Raw genomic sequence first — 17,160 nt, forward strand, 5'->3', positions numbered from 1 at the left:
CGTCAGGCCCCTGTGCGCGCCGCGGCGGAGGCGATGCCGAGCCAGGTGTGGCGGTTGTTCCACCAGCACCAGCCGAGCTTCGGGGCGTCCTTGCGCTCCTTCCCGTCGCGGCCGGTGCCGTTCGAGATCCACAGCGCCGCGGTGCGGGAGTCCAGCCGCCCGTTCGCCTTCCTGAGGCGGGAGCCGATGGTCATGAAGCAGTGGCCCCGCTCGAGGATCTCCGGCTGCTGCAGCACCCAGTGCAGCCCTTCGGTGAGCAGCAGCGGTGTGCGCTCCCGGCCGGTGATCTGCTCGAGCGCCTCGGCGGGCGAGGCGTTCTCGTGCGCGTCGCCCCTGTCGAGCCCTTCGACCAGGTAGAACGGCCCGTCGGGGACCTCGACCCCGGTGGGCGCGAAGGCGTCCACGTCGGTCATGTCCTCGACCACGAAGCCGAGCATCGGCCCGCGGCGCATCAGCGGCGCGAGGGCCGACGGCGGGGCGAGGGCCGGGCCGATCGCGAGCAGAGCGTCGGTGCGCTCCGCGCCGAAGGTCTCGGCGGCGGTGCGCAGCACGTCCTCCGTGAGTCCGGCGAGTGCAGGGAGGCCGAGGTCGATCAGGCGCTGGGCCTGCTCGGCGAGAGTGGGCAGGGTCGCTGCGGCGGCGGGGCGTGCGGGGATGGTGGGGCGTGCGGGGATGGTGGGGCGTGCGGGGATGGTGGGGCGTGCGGTGATGGCTGCTCCTGGATCGACGGGGCGCGCCGGGCCGGGCGCAGGGCAGAGGTCAACGACGCCGGCCCCGGCTCTATTCCCGCGGACCTCTCGGATCCTCCGCACTCCCTGTCGACCGTATCCGTGGTCCCTGCGATCTGCGCCCATGCTCTCCACCGGCCGTGGAATCCGCTTGAGCCGGGCGCCCGCCCCTGACAGCCTCACCCCATGCCCACCACCGCGGACCCGACCGGCCTGGACCCGGCACTGCTGGCCTGGCTCCGGCCCCTCCTCGGTGAGGTGGCGCTGGTGCGGCCCCTGATCGGCGGCATCACCGGTCAGATGCTGCATGTGCGACGGGCCGACGGCGGGCCCGACGTGGTGGTGCGTCGCTGGTCCGGGGACGAGGACTGGCGGCGCGAGATGGTGCGCCGGGAGGCCGACGGGCTGCGCGCGCTGGCCGGCGCAGACCTCCCGTTGCCTTCCCTGGTGGCCGCGGATCCCGACGGGACCCTGTCGGGGCGACCCACGACGGTGACCACCTTCCTGCCCGGCGCCGTGGAGCTCGACCCGCCGGACCTGCGCGCGTGGGTGCGAGAGCTCGCCGCGATGCTGGCGCGGATCCACGCGGTGCCGGCGCCTCCGCTCGGCCCCTGCGAGCTGTGGGCCTCGAGCGACCTCGGCTGGCTCGCCCCGGGCGACGAGGCGGGCGAGTCCCGGGAGGCCGGGGAGGCCGAGGCGGCCGGGGCGGGGAAGATCGAGGCCGGGGAGTCCGAAGCGGCCGATCCGGGGAAGATCGAGGCCGGGGACGCGAAGGCGGCCGGGCTCCGTCGGGACGCGGCGAGCGTTCACGCCGCTGACGCCGGTCTCGTGCGTGCGTCCCTCGAGCTCGCCGCGCGCGCCCCCGATCCCGCCCGCGCCGTGCTCTGCCACGGCGACTACCAGCACTTCAACGTGCTGTGGCAGGGAGGGGAGATCTCCGCGGTGGTGGACTGGCCCACCGTCGGCCTCGCCGACCGCGGCCTCGACGTGGGCCACTGCCGGCTGAACCTCGCCGTGCTGTTCTCCGCCGACGCCGCGATGCGGTTCCTCGACGACTACGAGCAGCAGTCCGGGGTCACGGTCGATCCCGCACCCGACCTGCAGCGACTGCTGAACTTCGGACCGAACTGGCCTGAGTTCATCCCGCTCCAGGTCGACGGCCGCGCCGCGGTCGACGGCCCCGGCATGGCCGGCCGGGTGCGCGAGACGATCCAGCGCACCCTCCGCCGAGCAGGGTGAGACTCGCGAGGTGAGGTGCGGCTCCCGGGGCGAGGCGAGGCTCGCGGGGTGAGGCGAGGCTCGCGGGGTGAGGTGCCGCTCGCGGGGCGAGGCGAGACCCGCGAGGTGGGCCCGCGTGCCGGAGAACGCGAGCTGAATCGCCCGGCAGCACCACGCCACGTCGTCCGACACCGCGGCCACGTCTTCTGACGTGTCGGAATCCGGCCTCCATTCCGACACATCAGGCGACCTCGACCTAGGAAGGTGCCCGGGCCACCTCGACCCAGGAAGGTGCCCGGGCCACCTCGACCCAGGAAGACGCCCAGGCGACCTCGACGAGGGAACACGCACGGGGAACGCGGTCCCCGTCAGCGCCCGGTCGCGCTCGCGCGGCGGCGACGTGACCCGTCGGCGAGCGCGCGCAGCACCGAGCCGGTGGTCTCCCAGTCCATGCACGCGTCGGTGACCGACTGGCCGCGCACCAGGGAGGCGGGACCGGCGTCGACGTCGAGCGCCTGCGCGCCGCCGACCAGGTTGCTCTCGAGCATGACCCCGGCGATCGCCCCGCCGTCCACCGCGACCTGGGTGCCGAGCATCGCGGCGACCTCGGCCTGACGCACGTGGTCCTTGCCGCTGTTGCCGTGGCTGGCGTCGATCACCAGGCGCGCCGGCAGGCCCTGGGCCGCGAGCCGCTCGGCGGCGGCGCGGACCGGGCCCGGCCCCCAGTTCGGTCCGTCGGCCCCGCCGCGCAGGATCAGCGAGCCGTCGGGGTTGCCGGTGGTCGAGACCAGGCTCGCCCGCCCGTCGGCCCCGATCCCGAGGAAGGACTGCGGGGCGGAGGCGGAGCGGATCGCGTCGAGCGCCACCTGGAGCCCGCCGTCGGTGCCGTTCTTGACCCCGACCGGCATGGACAGGCCGGAGGCGAGCTGGCGATGGATCTGCGACTCGGCCGTGCGGGCCCCGATCGCGCCCCAGCTGATGAGGTCCGCGATGTACTGCGGGCTGATCGGCTCGAGGAACTCGGTGGCGCAGGGCAGGCCGAGCGCGGTGACCTCGCGCAGGAAGGCACGGGCGCGATGCAGGCCGGCCGCGATGTCGTGGGAGCCGTCCAGGTGCGGGTCGTTGATCAGGCCCTTCCAGCCCACGGTGGTGCGCGGCTTCTCGAAGTAGGTGCGCATCACCAGCAGAAGGTCCTCGCCCAGCTCGGCCTGGGCATCGGCGAGCCGGCGCGCGTAGTCGAGCCCTGCGGCGGGGTCGTGGATCGAGCAGGGGCCGACGACGACCAGCAGGCGGTCGTCGGTGCCCCGGAGCACGGCACGGACGGCGTCGCGGGAGCGGCCGACGAGCTCGGCGTGCTCGGGCTCGAGCGGGAGGTCGGCGACCAGCTCCGCGGGGGTGGGCAGCGGCGTGTAGCTCGCGATGTGCCGATCGGGGGCGCTGGTGGGGGCTGCGGCGAGAAGTGTCATGGGTCCTGTCCTCCGGGTGGGGCGGACCCGCTGCAGAGCCCGCCGGGAAATGGCGAAGGGCAGAGCGTGTGCTCTGCCCTTGTCGGCTCTGGAGAGTTGGAGACGCTACACGGTCGCCGGCCCCTCCAGGGCCGACATCGCATAGGTAAACCAACGGTGCTGCATGCCGGAGAGAGTACATGCTGAGGCGCGGGACGCAAGCCGGTGCCCAGGAGTCGGCATCCCGCGGCCCGGCCCCGCGACCCGGCGCCCCGCGTCCCGGCACCCGCAGCCGGGCACCCCGCGACCCGAAATCCCGCGGTCCGGCGCCCCGCGGCCGCACCGCCGCGGGTCAGGTCGCGATCGTCCCGCCCGGCAGCGGGCGCAGCCGCCAGAGCGTGGTGACCTCCTGCGACCGCGCGGCATGCAGCAGGTCGTGCGGGTCCGCGGCCCGCGGGTGGCGCGGAGAGGTCGACTCGGTGCCGATGACCTCGAGCCCGGCCCGACGGATCATGCCCAGCAGCTCCTCACGGCCGCGCAGCCCCAGATGCTCCGCGAGATCGGAGAGCACGAGCCATCCCTCGCCCCCAGGGGTGAGGTGCTCGCCGAGCCCGTCGAGGAAGCGGCGCAGCATGTCGGAACGGTCGTCGTAGATGCCCAGCTCGAGCCGGGAGGTGGGCTCCCCGGGCAGCCACGGCGGATTGCAGACCACCAGATCCGCTCGGCCCGGCGGGAAGAGATCGGCCTCCAGCACGCTGACGCGATCCTCGAGCCCGAGCCGCTGCATGTTCTCCCGGGCGGAGTCGACGGCGCGCGGGTTGATGTCCGTGGCGACCACCCGGACGGCACCGCGGCGGGCGAGGACTGCGGCCAGGACGCCGGTGCCGGTGCCGAGATCCACTGCGTCCACTCCCCCGGCGGTCTCGGGCAGGGCAGCCCGCGCGACGAGGTCGACGTACTCGGACCGCGACGGCGAGAACACGCTGTGACGAGGGTGGATGCGGGCGCCGAGCGCCGGCACGGGCACACCCCGCACATGCCACTGATGGGCGCTGAGCACCCCCTGCAGCTCGGTCAGCGCGACCAGCGTCGGCTCCTGGATCTCTCCGTACGCCTCCCGGCACGCCTCCGCCACGACGGGCGCGCGGCTCAGGGCGAGGCGGGGCCCGGGCTCGATCAGCACGAGGATCCGCCCGAGAACGAGGGCGCGCTCGGCACGCTCGGCACGGTGGGCGCGGAAGAGAGCGGCGATGTCGAGGTTCGCGGGGATGGCGCGGTGGTCGATCCGGCGGGAGACCGCTTTGAGCAGCTGTCGGGCGTTGTGGAAGTCGCCGCGCCACAGCAGCCCGGCCCCTCCGCGCAGGCGCCGCAGCGCGGCGTTCGCGGTGACGGCATCGTCGACGATCTCGATCCGGTCGGGTGCCGGGGCACCGTTCTCGGAACGCCAGGACGCGGTGCGCTCGGAGCCGTTCTCGATCCAGCTGACCATGGACATCGGGGCTCCCAGGGCGTGCGTCGTGCGCGTCCCCGGCACCGGTCGGAGGCGGGGGCCGGAGCGGTCCCGCGACGAGCACCTCTCGTCCCTGCTCGTCCGTGCTCCGTAGTCTCTCATCCCTCCGGGGAGCGCTGCTCCCCCGCGCACGGCGGCGGCGCCGCGCGTCGGCTCGACGAGGAGCCGCTCCCGCTGACGCGCGCCCGGCGAACGCGTACGGTGGAGGCAGGTCCGCCGACGGGCCCCGTCGGTGATCCGCCCCATGAGGAGGACAGCGTCATGCCCCGCAACGTCGCCCAGAAGCTCATCGCCGACCATCTCGTCGAAGGAGCGCTCGACCCGGGCTCCGAGATCGGGCTGCGGGTGGACCAGACCCTCACCCAGGACGCCACCGGCACCATGGTGATGCTCGAGCTGGAAGCGATGGGGCTGGACCGGGTCCGCACCGAGCTGTCGGTGCAGTACGTGGACCACAACCTGCTGCAGACCGACGAGAAGAACCCCGACGACCACCTGTTCCTGCAGTCCGCGGCCGAGCGCTTCGGGCTGTGGTTCTCCAAGGCGGGCAACGGCGTCTCCCACCCGGTCCATCAGGCGCACTTCGGCCGTCCCGGCGCGCTGCTGATCGGGTCCGACTCGCACACCTGCGCGGCCGGGGCGCTGGGGATGCTGGCGATCGGCGTGGGCGGGCTGGAGGTCGCGATGGCGATGGCCGGCCAGCCGCTGTACGTGACGGTGCCGGAGATCTGGGGCGTGGAGCTCACCGGCACGCTGCCGGACTGGGTCAGCGCCAAGGACGTGGTCCTCGAGATGCTGCGTCGTCACGGCGTCAGCGGCGGCGTGGGCCGCATCATCGAGTACCACGGGCCGGGGCTCGCGCAGCTCGATGCGATGGACCGTCACGTCATCGCGAACATGGGCGCCGAGCTGGGAGCGACCGCGACCGTGTTCCCGGCCGACGACGCCGCCCGCGACTACCTCGACGCCGTCGGGCGGGGCGAGCAGTTCGAGCGGTGGGAGGCCGACGAGGGCGCGGACTACGACCTCGCCGAGCACATCGAGCTCTCCGAGCTCGAGCCGCTCATCGCACGTCCCTCCTCCCCCGGCAAGGTGGTGCCGGTGGCCGAGGTCGCCGGGGAGAGCGTGAGCCAGGTGGTCGTCGGCTCCTCGGCGAATCCGGGCCTGCGGGACTTCGCGGTGGTCGCCGAGATCCTCGACGGCCGCCAGTCCGACTCACGGGTGTCGGTGGACATCAATCCCACCTCGCGCGAGGTGCTCGCGGACCTCATCACCGGCGGCTGGCTCGGATCGCTGGTCGCCGCCGGGGCGCGGATCCACCAGTCGGGCTGCATGGGCTGCATCGGGATGGGCCAGGCCCCGGCCAGCGGCCGCAACTCCCTGCGCACCATGCCCCGCAACTTCCCCGGCCGTTCCGGCACCGAGGAGGACGCGGTGTGGCTGTGCTCCCCCGAGACCGCGGCGGCGGCCGCCCTCACCGGGCGGATCACCGATCCGCGACGCCTCGAGGACAGCCACGACCTGGTGTACCCGCGGCCGACGCTGCCCGAGCGCTATGCGCGGATCCAGGACATGCTGGTCCCGCCGCTGCCCGAGGAGGAGGCGCTCTCCGTCGAGCTGGTCAAGGGGCCGAACATCTCCTCCCTGCCGGATTTCACCCCGGTCCCCGACCGCCTCACGGCGCCGGTGCTGCTGGCCATGGAGGACGACGTCTCCACCGACGAGATCCTGCCGGCCGGCTCGCAGGTGCTGCCGTTCCGCTCCAACATCCCGCGGATCGCCGACTTCGCCTTCACCCGCATCGACCCCGAGTACCCGAGGCGGGCCCGGGAGGCCGAGGGTGGGCACGTGGTGGTGGCCGGGAGGAACTACGGCCAGGGCTCCTCGCGCGAACACGCGGTGATCGCGCCGCGCTATCTGGGGCTGCAGGCCGTGATCGCGGTGAGCTTCGCCCGGATCCACTGGCAGAACCTCGCGAACTTCGGGATCCTGCCGCTCGAGTTCGAGGACCCCTCCGATCTCGCCCCGATCGGCGTCGGGGACGAGGTGGTGCTCGAGGGCGTGCACGAGGCGCTGCGGGCAGGCCGCTCGCTCGGCGCCACGATCGGCGGACGCGAGGTGCCGCTCGTGCATCGGCTCTCGACGCGGCAGGTGGACATGGTCCTCGCCGGCGGCCGGATCCCGCTGACGGCGCAGCAGGTCTGAACCGCGCGCCGGCGGTCGTCGAGGCGCGCGTCCGGCGCTCCGACCAGGGGGTCGGGCGCTCCTGATCCGATCGATCTACACTCGATGCACCGCATGGGATCCCCTGCGGACCCTCGACCCAGGAGGTATTCGATGAGCACCGACGAGAAGTTCGAGAACACGAAGGACAAGCTGGGCGGCCAGGCCAAGGAAGGCCTCGGCAAGGTCACCGGCGACAAGCAGACCGAGGCGGAGGGCCGGACCCAGCAGGGCAAGGCCGATGCCAAGGACAAGCTCCAGGATGCCCGCGACTCCGTCAAGGGCGCGGTCGACGGCCTGCTCGGCAACAAGGACAAGCGGGACTGACCTGCGCCGGGCCACGGCCCGACGCTCCTGCCGTTCCCGATGGCGGCTCCACCTGATGGGGCCGCCATCGGTGTGTCCGGCAGCAGCGAGCCCAGCAGCAGAGAGTCCGGCAGCAGTGTCTCCGGCACGTGCGCGTCCGGGCCCCGCAGGGGTGACAGCGCGGGAAGCAGGGCGCACCATGGGCATCCCGACTGCTCCGAGAGGACTCCCCATGACGCAGCGCGTGCGCGTCCAGAACTTCGGCGTCTCCCGCGACGGCATCGCCGCCGGCGAGGACCAGACCCTCGAGAACCCCTTCGGCGGGGACGTCGACCCCGGGGCCCTGTTCTCCTGGGCGGGGGCGACGGCCAGCTGGCCCCAACGCACGGATCCCGGCGGCTCCCGCGGCGTCGAGGACTACCTGACCCGCGACTTCGCCCACGGCATCGGCGCGGAGATCATGGGCCGGAACAAGTTCGGGCCGCAGCGCGGGCCCTGGCCGGAGGACGGATGGCGGGGCTGGTGGGGCGAGGAGCCGCCGTTCCGCACCCCGGTCGTGGTCCTCACCCATCACGAGCGACCGCCGCTCACCGTCGGCGAGACCACCTTCCACTTCCTCGACGCCGCTCCGGCGCAGGCCCTCGCCCGCGCCCTCGACCTGGCCGACGGTCAGGACGTGCGCATCGGAGGCGGCGTCACCACGGTGCGCGAGTTCCTCGACGCCGACCTCGTCGACGAGATGCACGTGGCGATCGCGCCGGTGGAGTACGGCAGCGGCCTGCGGCTGTGGGAACGTCCCGAGGACCTCGCGGACCGCTTCGAGCTCGAGAAGGTCACCGCCGCCAGCGGTGTGGAGCACTGCTTCTTCTGGCGGCGCTGAGGCTCGCGCGGCCCGGTGAGGGCCGGTGAGGGCCGAGCTGTCGGAGACGGCGGAGTGCACAGCGCGCTGGGACTCGCAGGGCAGGCCGAGCTCACAGGGCGCAGTGGGCGAAGAACGCCTCGCGCGTGAAGGGGCGCAGTCCGTCGTGCGAATCGGCGAGCGTGCCGGTGATGCGCCGGATCGCGAGGTGGGCACCGCCGAGGGCGCTGTCGTGCTGGTCCAGCGGGGAGATCCGCACCTCCGGAGCCTCCTGGAAATGTCGGCCCAGGAAGTCGACCAGATCGGGCAGGAAGTAGGGGGCCAGCGCCGAGAGCGCCCCGCTGATCACGAGCACCTCCGGGTCCACGACGCTCGCGGCGAGCGCCAGGGCCGGAGCGAGCTCGAGGACGTAGTCCCGAGCGCCGGAGCGGACGCAGGGGTCGCCCTCGACCGCGGCGCGCACCGCGTCCCCCAGCGGGTCCTCCCGCCCTCGGTACGGCGCGAGCCAGCTCATCTCCTGCTCCGCCGGCAGCAGCGGATTGGCGGAGAGGTCGCCGGCGGCATGGTGGTGTCCGAGCCGCGGCTCCCCTCCGAGGATCAGGCTCAGCGAGGGGCGCCGCCCCAGCCGCACCAGCAGCATGTCCTGCACGTCGGCCGCGGCCCCGACGGTGAACTCGGCCCAGCTCGCGGCGAGGGTGTCGTTGGTGACCAGGGCCGGGCTCGGCAGGTACGGCCCGAACAGCTCGGTGATCCGTTCGCCCTCCCAGCTCGGCATCGACACCGAGCGCTCCACCAGCCCGTCCTCGCCGATCGTCGCGCTCACGCTGATCGTGGTGAGCCAGATGGCCTCCGGACCGAGCCCGCAGCTGGCCATGACCTCGCCGACCGTGCCGAGCACGGACCCCGGGGCGCTGCAGTCGACCCTCCTCGAGGTCTGATGGACCACCCTGCCTTCGAGATCGAGCCGGGCGGCGCGCACCATGTGCGGGCCCACGTCGAGCCCGATCACCCACCCTTCGGGCACCACGGCCCGGTACTGCTGGGGCGGTCGGCCGCGGGCGGCGCGCGGGGACTCTCCCGCCGCGACCCAGCCCTTCTCGATCACGACGCGCAGCACTTCGCTGATGCTCGCGTGGGAGAGCCCGGTCTCGTCCATGAGCTGGGCGATGCGCTGGGGCCCGTGGCTCCGGAGGGCATCGACGATCGTGAACTCGTTCCACTGCCGGACCGACCGCGGGGCGGCGCCGGCACGTCTGCGGTCCATCACGCCCCCTCCGGTCGACGGAGCAGATCCTTCGCCAGATGAAACGAATCATACTCTCCGCGGCGTTCTCGCCGTGCGTCGTCGCGAGCCGATCATCGGCCCGGGCCGTCCATCAGCCCGAACCGACCGTCATCCGTCGGCCATCTCGAGCCGCAGCACGCGGTCGCCGTCCGGAGGCGGGTCTCCGCGGCCGTCGGTGGTGTTCGTGAGCACCCACAGGGAGCCGTCGGGGGCGACCACCGCATCGCGCAGTCGGCCGAACTCCCCCACCAGCAGCTCGGACTGCGTCTCCGGCGCATCGAGCGGGACCACGCGCAGCCGCTCGCCGCGCAGGCACGCGACGTACGCGATCCCGCCCACGATCGCGATGCCGCTGGGGCTCGCATCAGCGGGCGGCCACTGCAGGATCGGGTCCACCGGGCCGTCCTGCCCGTCCTGTTCCTCCTGCTCGCCCTGTTCGGCGATGCCCTCGATGTCGGGCCAGCCGAAGTCCGCCCCGGGGTCGATGAGGTTCAGCTCGTCCCAGGTGTTCTGGCCGAACTCGCTGGCGACCAGCTGCCCGTCCTCGGTCCAGGCGATCCCCTGCGGGTTGCGGTGGCCGTAGCTGACCACGGGCGAGCCGGAGAAGGGACCGTCCGTCGGCACCGATCCGTCGGGCGCGATGCGCAGGATCTTCCCTGCGAGGGAGTCGAGGTCCTGCGCGCTCTGCGGATCCCCGGCATCACCGGTGGTCGCGTACAGCATCTCGTCGGGGCCGATCGCGAGCCGTCCGCCGTTGTGGTTCGAGGCCGACGGGATCGCGTCGAGCAGCACCTGGGGCGGGCCGAGCGAGAGCGCCCCGGCCTCCCCGGACAGCTCCCGGCGCTCGATGCGGTTGCCGCCTGCGGTGGTGGCGCAGGTGAACAGGTGGCCCTCGTGCACGGCGAGGCCCATCAGGCCGCCCTCCCCACCGGGGGTGACGTCCTCGATCACGCCGACCTCCCGGGTGGTGCCGTCGGCGGCGAGCTCGAGGACGCGGGCGCTGTCGCGCTCGCTGATCAGTGCGGTCCCGCCGTGGAAGGCGATCGACCAGGGGGCCTGCAGGCCGGTGGCGAGGGTCTCGATGCCGCTCGGGTCGACGTCGGCGCCGTCGCCGGAACCGCCGTCGGCACCGCCGTCCGATCCTTCGTCGGGGCCGGAGTCGGCACCCTGATCCGCGGTGTCGGCGCCGGGCTCTGTCGGCGAACCGGTGCAGGCGCTGAGCAGCGCGCCCGCCGCGAGAGGGGCGGCGTACAGGAGCGTGCGTCGGGTGGTCGTCACGGCGGATCCTTCCCGTCGGCGGTGCATGTCCCATTCTCCCAGGCGCGCGGACGGACGGGTAGTGCCGCGACGCGGGCCGGGCGCGGCGACGCAGCCGGGTCTGGCGCGTCGGTGGCGCGGGAACGGGCTGCGGCGGGGCGCACGGCGGCGGCGGGGCGCGCACATGCGGGACGATGGCGGTGTCCGCCGCTGGGGCGGACCGGTGAGAGGAGAGGGGACGGCATGCGAGGCGCACTGGTCACGGGGGCATCGCGCGGGATCGGCCGGGCGACGGCGATCGCGCTCAGCGCATGCGGCGAGCGGGTGGCCGTCCACTACGGCAGCCGGCGCGAGAAGGCCGAGCAGACTCTCGCCGCACTGCACGGCGACGGGCACGTGGTGGTGGGCGGGGACCTCTCCCGTCCCGCGACCGCCCAGCGGGTGGTCGAGGAGGCCGAAGCCGGACTCGGCGGGATCGACGTGCTCGTGAACAACGCCGGGATCGCCCCCGGCCCGGGCACGGAGCACGCCGTGGACGAGGTCGACTACGCGACCTGGCAGCAGCGCGTGGCCCGCATGCTCGACGTGGACCTCCGGGCCCCGGCGAACCTCTCCTACCTGGTCGCCCGGTCGCTGATCGCCCGCGGGGCGGAGGGCGTGATCGTGAACGTCGGCTCCCGCGGCGCCTTCCGCGGCGAGCCCACCGCCCCCGCCTATGCGGCGGCGAAGGCAGGGCTGCACGCCCTCGGTCAGTCGCTCGCCGTGGCGCTCGCGCCACACGGGATCGCGGTCGCCTCGGTGGCGCCCGGGTTCGTGGCCACCGAGCGTCAGCGGGACAAGCTCGCGGGCGACGCCGGGGAGGACCTGCGCGCGCAGAGCCCCTTCGGCCGGGTCGGCACGGCCGAGGAGGTCGCCGACGCCATCCTCTACCTCACCTCGCCCGCGGCGCAGTGGGCCTCCGGGACGATCCTGGACCTCAACGGGGCGAGCCACCTGCGCAGCTGACGCCCGCACGGGACGAGCTGCCCGCCCGCGCAGGCAGTCCCGCCGCTGGACCCGCAGCCCGCAGCGCGCACCACCTGTCATCCACATGCCGACGATGCTGGTGGGGGCCGCCGACGACCGCCGTCCGCAGGTGCAGCGCGGGCACCGGGACCGTACGGACGGGTGCGGTGGACCACTGGTCGGCGAGCGACGTCCCTCAGCGCGAGGTCAGGCGGTCCCCCGTGATCGTGACACTCCCGTGATCATCATCGGCACGCACCGATCGCTGAGCCATGCCTATGCTGACAACGTTGTCTACCGTCCGCGAGAGGGCAGGGACGACAGCGACGACAGAGTGATGACAGTGATGTCCGGGTCACCAGGACCTCGCGAGGACCATCCCCTGGAGGATCCCGCGCCGCTCCCCCGACTCCCCGACGAAGAGGAATCGAGCATGCACCGCACCACCACCCGCCGCCGTCTGCCGCGCCTCCTGCGCACCGGCGCCGCCGCGACCCTGATCCTCGGACTGTGCGCGGCCCCTGGACTGGCGGAGGAGACGATCGGCTCCGAGCCGTACCGGCCGGGCTACCACTACACGCCCGAGCAGAACTGGATGAACGACCCCAACGGCCTCGTGCACCACGACGGCCTCTATCACCAGTACTACCAGTACAACCCGGAGGGGAACGACTGGGGGAACATGTCCTGGGGTCATGCGACCAGCCCCGACCTCATGACCTGGACCGAACAGCCGCTGGCCATCGCCCAGACCTTCGACGAGGACGGCGAGAGCATCGAGGACATCTTCTCGGGCTCGGTGGTCGTCGACCACGGCAACACCAGCGGACTCGGGACGGGGGACGAGGACCCTCTGATCGCGCTCTACACCAGCGCTTACACGGATCGTCATCCGGAGCACGCGGGGAAGCAGGCGCAGTCCCTCGCCTACTCCGTCGACGGCGGCTACACCTGGGAGAAGCACGAGGGCAATCCGGTCCTCGACCGCGACTCCCCGGACTTCCGCGATCCGAAGGCCTTCTGGTATGAGGGCGACAGCGCAGAGACTTCCCACTGGGTCATGGTCGCGGTCGAGGCCGTCGACCACCAGGTGGTCGTCTACACCTCCGATGACCTCCTCTCCTGGGAGTTCGCCTCCGACTTCGGGCCCGCGAACGCCGTCGACGGCATCTGGGAGTGCCCGGACCTCTTCGAGCTCCCCGTGGACGGGGATCCCGACGAGACCCGCTGGGTCATGATCGTGAACCTCAACCCCGGATCCGTGGCCGGCGGCAGCGGAGGCCAGTACTTCGTGGGCGACTTCGACGGGGAGACCTTCACCGCAGACAACATCGTCGACGAGGTTCCCGCTCCGGAGGGTGACGTGCTCTGGGACTTCGAGGACGGCACCTACTCCGGATGGGAGGTCACCAACGGGGAGGGCGCCGAGGAGGACGGCCCCTTCGGGGCGGCCCCCGCGACCGGACCCGTCAGCGGGCAGCAGACCGTCACCGGCGTCGAGGGCGACGGCTTCGTCAACTCGTTCCACGGCGGCGACGGCCCGATCGGCACCATGGAGTCCGAGCCGTTCACCGTCGAGCGGGACCACCTCGGCTTCCTCATCGGCGGCGGGAACAACCCGCACCGGGAGGGCACCCGGCCCGACAACGATCCGCCGTCGGGCACCCTGCTCTGGAACGGCTTCGAGGAGGCCGACGGGACCGTCACCCTCGAGGACATGGGCTGGACGGGCACCGGCGACCTCGCCGCGGCGGACAGCCCGTCCTCCGAGGGCGGTGAGTTCGCGATCGGCGACAAGCGCATCAACACCTGGGAGGGCGGCCCCGAAGGGGACGACAACGTGGGGACGCTGACCTCGCCCGCATTCACTATCGACGGCGACCACCTGAACATGCTCGTCGGCGGCGGTGAGCGCTCGCAGGACTCCGAGCAGACCCTCGAGGTGCAGCTCGTGGTCGACGACGAGGTGGTGCGCCGCCAGACCGGCCCTGAGGACGGGGCGCTGAACTGGCGGCACTGGGACCTCTCCGACCTGCAGGGCCGCACCGCTCAGCTCCGCGTGGTCGACGAGGCCACCGGGGGGTGGGGGCACCTGACCCTCGATCACGTCGTCATGGGCGACGAGGTCGCCCTGCCCCGGGGCAACGAGACCACGGTGAACCTCGTGGTCGATGGCGAGGTGGTGCGGACGGCGACCGGCGCCGACAGCGAGGGGCTCGACTGGCGCAGCTGGGACGTGAGCGAGCTCGAGGGCGAGCAGGCTTCGATCCGGATCGTCGACAACGGTCGCGGCGAGTGGGGGCACGTGCTCGCCGACCACTTCGTGGCCACCGATGCACCCGTCGTCTCGGCGCTCGAGAGCTACGACTGGATGGACTGGGGCCGGGACTACTACGCGACCGTCTCCTACTCCGATGCCCCTGACGGCAAGCGCATCACGACCGGCTGGATGAACAACTGGCTCTACGCCGGCGACGTCCCGGCGACCCCGTGGCGGTCGGCGATGACCCTGCCGCGCGAGGTCTCGCTGACCCGCACCGCCGAGGGCGTCGAGCTCCAGCACGCCCCGGTCGAGCAGGCCGCGGGCTTCCTCGTCGAGGAGTCGCGCCAGGACGTGGCCGACCTGTCCGTCGCCGAGGGCACCTTCGCGCTCGAGACCTCCGAGGGCGGCGCCGACGGGGACATGCTGCAGATCGATCTGCGGATCGACCCGGGGACCGCGGAGCGCGCCGGCATCGTGGTGCGCGCCTCCGAGGGCTTCACCGCCGATCCGGCGACGAGCGCCGAGGACGCACAGGGCACCCTCGTGGGCTACGACGCCGGGACGGGGACCGCGTTCGTGGACCGTTCGCGCTCGGGCGAGGTGGACTTCCACGAGGCCTTCCCGGGCCAGGTCGGTGCGCCCGTCACCCCGGAGGAGGACGGCACCGTCACCCTCAGCCTCTGGGTGGACCGCTCCTCCGTCGAGGTCTTCGGCCAGGACGGCACCCGGACGCTGACCGAGCTGATCTTCCCCGAGGCGGACTCCCAGCAGGTGCTCGCGTTCGCCGAGGGCGGGGAGGCCACGATCGTGGAGGCGAGCGTGACCCCGGTGGAGCGGACGGTGTTCGGGGCGGAGCCGGCAGAGCCCACCGAGCCGACAGAGCCGACGGAGCCCACGGGGCCGACCGATGAAACCCCGAGCGACGGCCCGGGCGCGAGCGGACCGGGGTCCGACGACGGGACGGACGGGACCGGGTCGGACGGCGGCGCATCGGACAGCACAGGGTCAGACGACGGGACGAACAGCACCGGATCGGACAGCGCGGCGCCGGGAGCGTCGTCGGGCGGCGGCGACGTCACGGGCGACGAGGACGGCTCCGGCTCCCCGTCGACCCCTCCGCACGCCCGCGAGGGCCTCGCGATGACGGGAGCGGACGTCGCGGCGACGGTGGTGACGGTGATCGCGCTGGTCGCAGCCGGATGGGCGCTGACCGCGATCGCGCGGGCCCGCAGCCGTCGGCTCTGACGCCCGCACCCCAGGGCGGCCGGTCCACCCTGGGACCGGTGCGGCAGGCGCCCCAGTCGCCTGCCGCACAGATCACAGCGCCGTGATCCGACCGTGACCTCCGCAGGGTTGCGCGGGTCGGCGGAGGATTTACGCTGACAACGTTGTCCCCCAGTGAGGGGCGGACACGCCCCCGCCCCGTCACGACGGGGCGAACAGACCACCGCACGGTGGCACTCGATGAGGAGTCGGAGGTTCCCGATGGATGATCCACACGCGATCCTGGAGATGCGTTCCATCACGAAGCTGTTCCCCGGAGTCCGCGCGCTCGACGAGGTCACGATGGCCGTCCGCCGCGGCGACATCCACGCGATCTGCGGGGAGAACGGCGCCGGGAAGTCGACCCTCATGAAGGTCCTCTCCGGCGTCCACCCCCACGGCTCCTACAGCGGGCAGATCGTGTTCGAGGGTGAGGAGATGGAGTTCAAGGACATCAAGTCCTCCGAGAGCGTCGGCATCGTCATCATCCACCAGGAGCTCGCGCTCATCCCCGAGCTCTCGGTCGCGGACAACATCTTCCTGGGCAACGAGATCGTCGCCAAGGGCCTCATCGATCGCCGTGAGCTGCGTCGACGCAGCCTGGACCTGCTCGCCCGGGTGGGCCTCGAGGTCGACCCCGACGTCAAGATCAAGACCCTCGGCGTCGGCCAGCAGCAGCTCGTCGAGATCGCGAAGGCGCTCGCGAAGAACGTCAAGATCCTGATCCTGGACGAGCCCACCTCCGCGCTCAACGAGGACGACTCGGCCAACCTGCTCACCCTCATGAAGGGGCTCAAGGGCAAGGGGATCACCTCGATCATGATCTCCCACAAGCTGAACGAGATCGCCGAGGTCTCCGATGCCGTCACCGTGATCCGCGACGGCCGCACGGTGGAGACCTACGACGTCGAGGCCGGGCAGGTCGACGAGAACCGGATCATCCGCGCGATGGTGGGGCGTTCGCTCGACAACCGGTACCCCGACCACGAGCCGAACACCGGCGGCGAGGTCGTCATCGAGGTGGAGGGCTGGACCGTCGAGCATCCCGACGTCCCCGGCAAGCTCGTGTGCGACGACGAGAGCTTCGTGGCGCGTCGCGGCGAGATCGTCGGCTTCGCCGGGCTGATGGGCGCGGGCCGCACCGAGCTCGCGCGGTCCCTGTTCGGCCGCTCCTACGGGATCCACCGCGCGGGCACCCTGCGCCTGCACGGCGTCCCCGTCGAGCTGCGCACCGTGCGACAGGCCATCCGTCACCGCCTCGCCTACGTCTCCGAGGACCGCAAGCTCCTGGGCCTGAACCTCCTGGACAGCATCAAGGACACGATCGTCTCGGCGAACCTGCCCGCCGTCGTGCGGCGCGGCCTCATCGACGACACGAAGGAGCGCTCGGTCGCCGAGAGATACCGGAAGTCGCTGCGCATCAAGACCCCCGGCATCGACATCGGCGTCGCCACCCTCTCCGGCGGAAACCAGCAGAAGGTCGTCCTGGCGAAGTGGCTGTTCCCGGAGCCTGACGTGCTGATCCTCGACGAGCCCACCCGCGGCATCGACGTCGGCGCGAAGTTCGAGATCTACAAGCTCATCCAGGACCTCGCCGACCAGGGCAAGGCGGTCATCGTCATCTCCTCGGAGCTTCCCGAGGTCCTGGGCATCTGCGATCGCATCTACACCATCTGCGAAGGCCGCATCACCGGGGAGGTGCCTCGCTCCGAGGCCGACCAGGAGACGCTCATGCGCATGATGACCACCACCGTCGGATCCGCTGCCTGACCGGCGCAGGAATGAGAGAGACCACCCC

12 protein-coding genes are annotated in these 17,160 nt (G+C 72.6%); 7 read left to right on the forward strand and 5 right to left on the reverse strand.

The features are described from left to right. Nucleotides 1-2: 2 nt before the first annotated feature. A complete protein-coding gene (locus tag ACT3SP_RS08545; protein WP_444586846.1) occupies nucleotides 3-812 on the reverse strand; it encodes a DUF5701 family protein in 810 nt (269 codons plus the stop codon). Nucleotides 813-914: 102 nt separating this feature from the next. Here ACT3SP_RS08545 and ACT3SP_RS08550 point away from each other — a divergent pair, with 102 nt between their 5' ends. Next, a complete protein-coding gene (locus ACT3SP_RS08550) occupies nucleotides 915-1,967 on the forward strand; it encodes a phosphotransferase family protein (protein WP_444586847.1) in 1,053 nt (350 codons plus the stop codon). A gap of 347 nt (nucleotides 1,968-2,314) precedes the next feature. On the opposite strand, the gene ACT3SP_RS08555 is transcribed toward ACT3SP_RS08550, so the two are convergent. Further along, nucleotides 2,315-3,412, reverse strand: coding sequence for a 3-deoxy-7-phosphoheptulonate synthase (locus ACT3SP_RS08555; protein ID WP_444586848.1), 1,098 nt, complete (start codon nucleotides 3,410-3,412; stop codon nucleotides 2,315-2,317). Nucleotides 3,413-3,743: 331 nt separating this feature from the next. Further along, nucleotides 3,744-4,886 carry a methyltransferase gene (locus ACT3SP_RS08560; RefSeq protein WP_444586849.1) on the reverse strand — a complete coding sequence of 381 codons (1,143 nt, stop codon included), beginning with the start codon at nucleotides 4,884-4,886 and terminating at the stop codon, nucleotides 3,744-3,746. Nucleotides 4,887-5,162: 276 nt separating this feature from the next. Between ACT3SP_RS08560 and ACT3SP_RS08565 the strand changes: the two genes are divergently transcribed. The 3 genes from ACT3SP_RS08565 (at nucleotide 5,163) to ACT3SP_RS08575 (ending at nucleotide 8,310) form a co-directional block, all read left to right on the forward strand. Next, the gene (locus tag ACT3SP_RS08565; RefSeq protein ID WP_444586850.1) at nucleotides 5,163-7,106 is read left to right on the forward strand and encodes an aconitate hydratase; all 1,944 of its coding nucleotides are present in this window, start codon (nucleotides 5,163-5,165) and stop codon (nucleotides 7,104-7,106) included. 132 nt (nucleotides 7,107-7,238) lie between these two features. Beyond that, a complete protein-coding gene (locus tag ACT3SP_RS08570; protein ID WP_444586851.1) occupies nucleotides 7,239-7,451 on the forward strand; it encodes a CsbD family protein in 213 nt (70 codons plus the stop codon). Nucleotides 7,452-7,662: 211 nt separating this feature from the next. Further along, nucleotides 7,663-8,310, forward strand: a complete 648-nt coding sequence (locus ACT3SP_RS08575; RefSeq protein WP_444586852.1) for a dihydrofolate reductase family protein — start codon at nucleotides 7,663-7,665, stop codon at nucleotides 8,308-8,310. Nucleotides 8,311-8,401: 91 nt separating this feature from the next. On the opposite strand, the gene ACT3SP_RS08580 is transcribed toward ACT3SP_RS08575, so the two are convergent. Continuing rightward, a complete protein-coding gene (locus tag ACT3SP_RS08580; RefSeq protein WP_444586853.1) occupies nucleotides 8,402-9,553 on the reverse strand; it encodes an ROK family protein in 1,152 nt (383 codons plus the stop codon). A 129-nt stretch (nucleotides 9,554-9,682) separates the two neighbouring features. Continuing rightward, nucleotides 9,683-10,852 carry a PQQ-dependent sugar dehydrogenase gene (locus ACT3SP_RS08585; protein WP_444586854.1) on the reverse strand — a complete coding sequence of 390 codons (1,170 nt, stop codon included), beginning with the start codon at nucleotides 10,850-10,852 and terminating at the stop codon, nucleotides 9,683-9,685. A 222-nt stretch (nucleotides 10,853-11,074) separates the two neighbouring features. Between ACT3SP_RS08585 and ACT3SP_RS08590 the strand changes: the two genes are divergently transcribed. The 3 genes from ACT3SP_RS08590 to ACT3SP_RS08600 all read left to right on the forward strand — a co-directional run bounded on the left by ACT3SP_RS08590 (nucleotide 11,075) and on the right by ACT3SP_RS08600 (nucleotide 17,132). Then, nucleotides 11,075-11,836 (forward strand): SDR family NAD(P)-dependent oxidoreductase, encoded by a 762-nt coding sequence (locus ACT3SP_RS08590; protein ID WP_444586855.1) that lies wholly within the window; start codon nucleotides 11,075-11,077, stop codon nucleotides 11,834-11,836. Between the two features lie 433 nt (nucleotides 11,837-12,269). Further along, on the forward strand, nucleotides 12,270-15,344 hold the full coding sequence (locus ACT3SP_RS08595; protein ID WP_444586856.1) for a GH32 C-terminal domain-containing protein: 3,075 nt from the start codon (nucleotides 12,270-12,272) through the stop codon (nucleotides 15,342-15,344). Between the two features lie 240 nt (nucleotides 15,345-15,584). After that, nucleotides 15,585-17,132 carry an ATP-binding cassette domain-containing protein gene (locus tag ACT3SP_RS08600; protein ID WP_444586857.1) on the forward strand — a complete coding sequence of 516 codons (1,548 nt, stop codon included), beginning with the start codon at nucleotides 15,585-15,587 and terminating at the stop codon, nucleotides 17,130-17,132. Nucleotides 17,133-17,160: the final 28 nt, after the last annotated feature.

Source organism: Brachybacterium sp. AOP43-C2-M15, assembly GCF_052446295.1.
Taxonomy (GTDB): Bacteria; Actinomycetota; Actinomycetes; order Actinomycetales; family Dermabacteraceae; genus Brachybacterium.

Excerpts from the sequence above, each read along its gene's own strand:
- ACT3SP_RS08550 (WP_444586847.1), top strand. The coding sequence starts at position 915 with ATGCCCACCACCGCGGACCCGACCGGCCTGGACCCGGCACTGCTGGCC.
- ACT3SP_RS08555 (WP_444586848.1), bottom strand. The coding sequence starts at position 3,412 with ATGACACTTCTCGCCGCAGCCCCCACCAGCGCCCCCGATCGGCACATC.
- ACT3SP_RS08560 (WP_444586849.1), bottom strand. The coding sequence starts at position 4,886 with ATGTCCATGGTCAGCTGGATCGAGAACGGCTCCGAGCGCACCGCGTCC.
- ACT3SP_RS08565 (WP_444586850.1), top strand. The coding sequence starts at position 5,163 with ATGCCCCGCAACGTCGCCCAGAAGCTCATCGCCGACCATCTCGTCGAA.
- ACT3SP_RS08570 (WP_444586851.1), top strand. The coding sequence starts at position 7,239 with ATGAGCACCGACGAGAAGTTCGAGAACACGAAGGACAAGCTGGGCGGC.
- ACT3SP_RS08575 (WP_444586852.1), top strand. The coding sequence starts at position 7,663 with ATGACGCAGCGCGTGCGCGTCCAGAACTTCGGCGTCTCCCGCGACGGC.
- ACT3SP_RS08580 (WP_444586853.1), bottom strand. The coding sequence starts at position 9,553 with ATGGACCGCAGACGTGCCGGCGCCGCCCCGCGGTCGGTCCGGCAGTGG.
- ACT3SP_RS08590 (WP_444586855.1), top strand. The coding sequence starts at position 11,075 with ATGCGAGGCGCACTGGTCACGGGGGCATCGCGCGGGATCGGCCGGGCG.
- ACT3SP_RS08595 (WP_444586856.1), top strand. The coding sequence starts at position 12,270 with ATGCACCGCACCACCACCCGCCGCCGTCTGCCGCGCCTCCTGCGCACC.
- ACT3SP_RS08600 (WP_444586857.1), top strand. The coding sequence starts at position 15,585 with ATGGATGATCCACACGCGATCCTGGAGATGCGTTCCATCACGAAGCTG.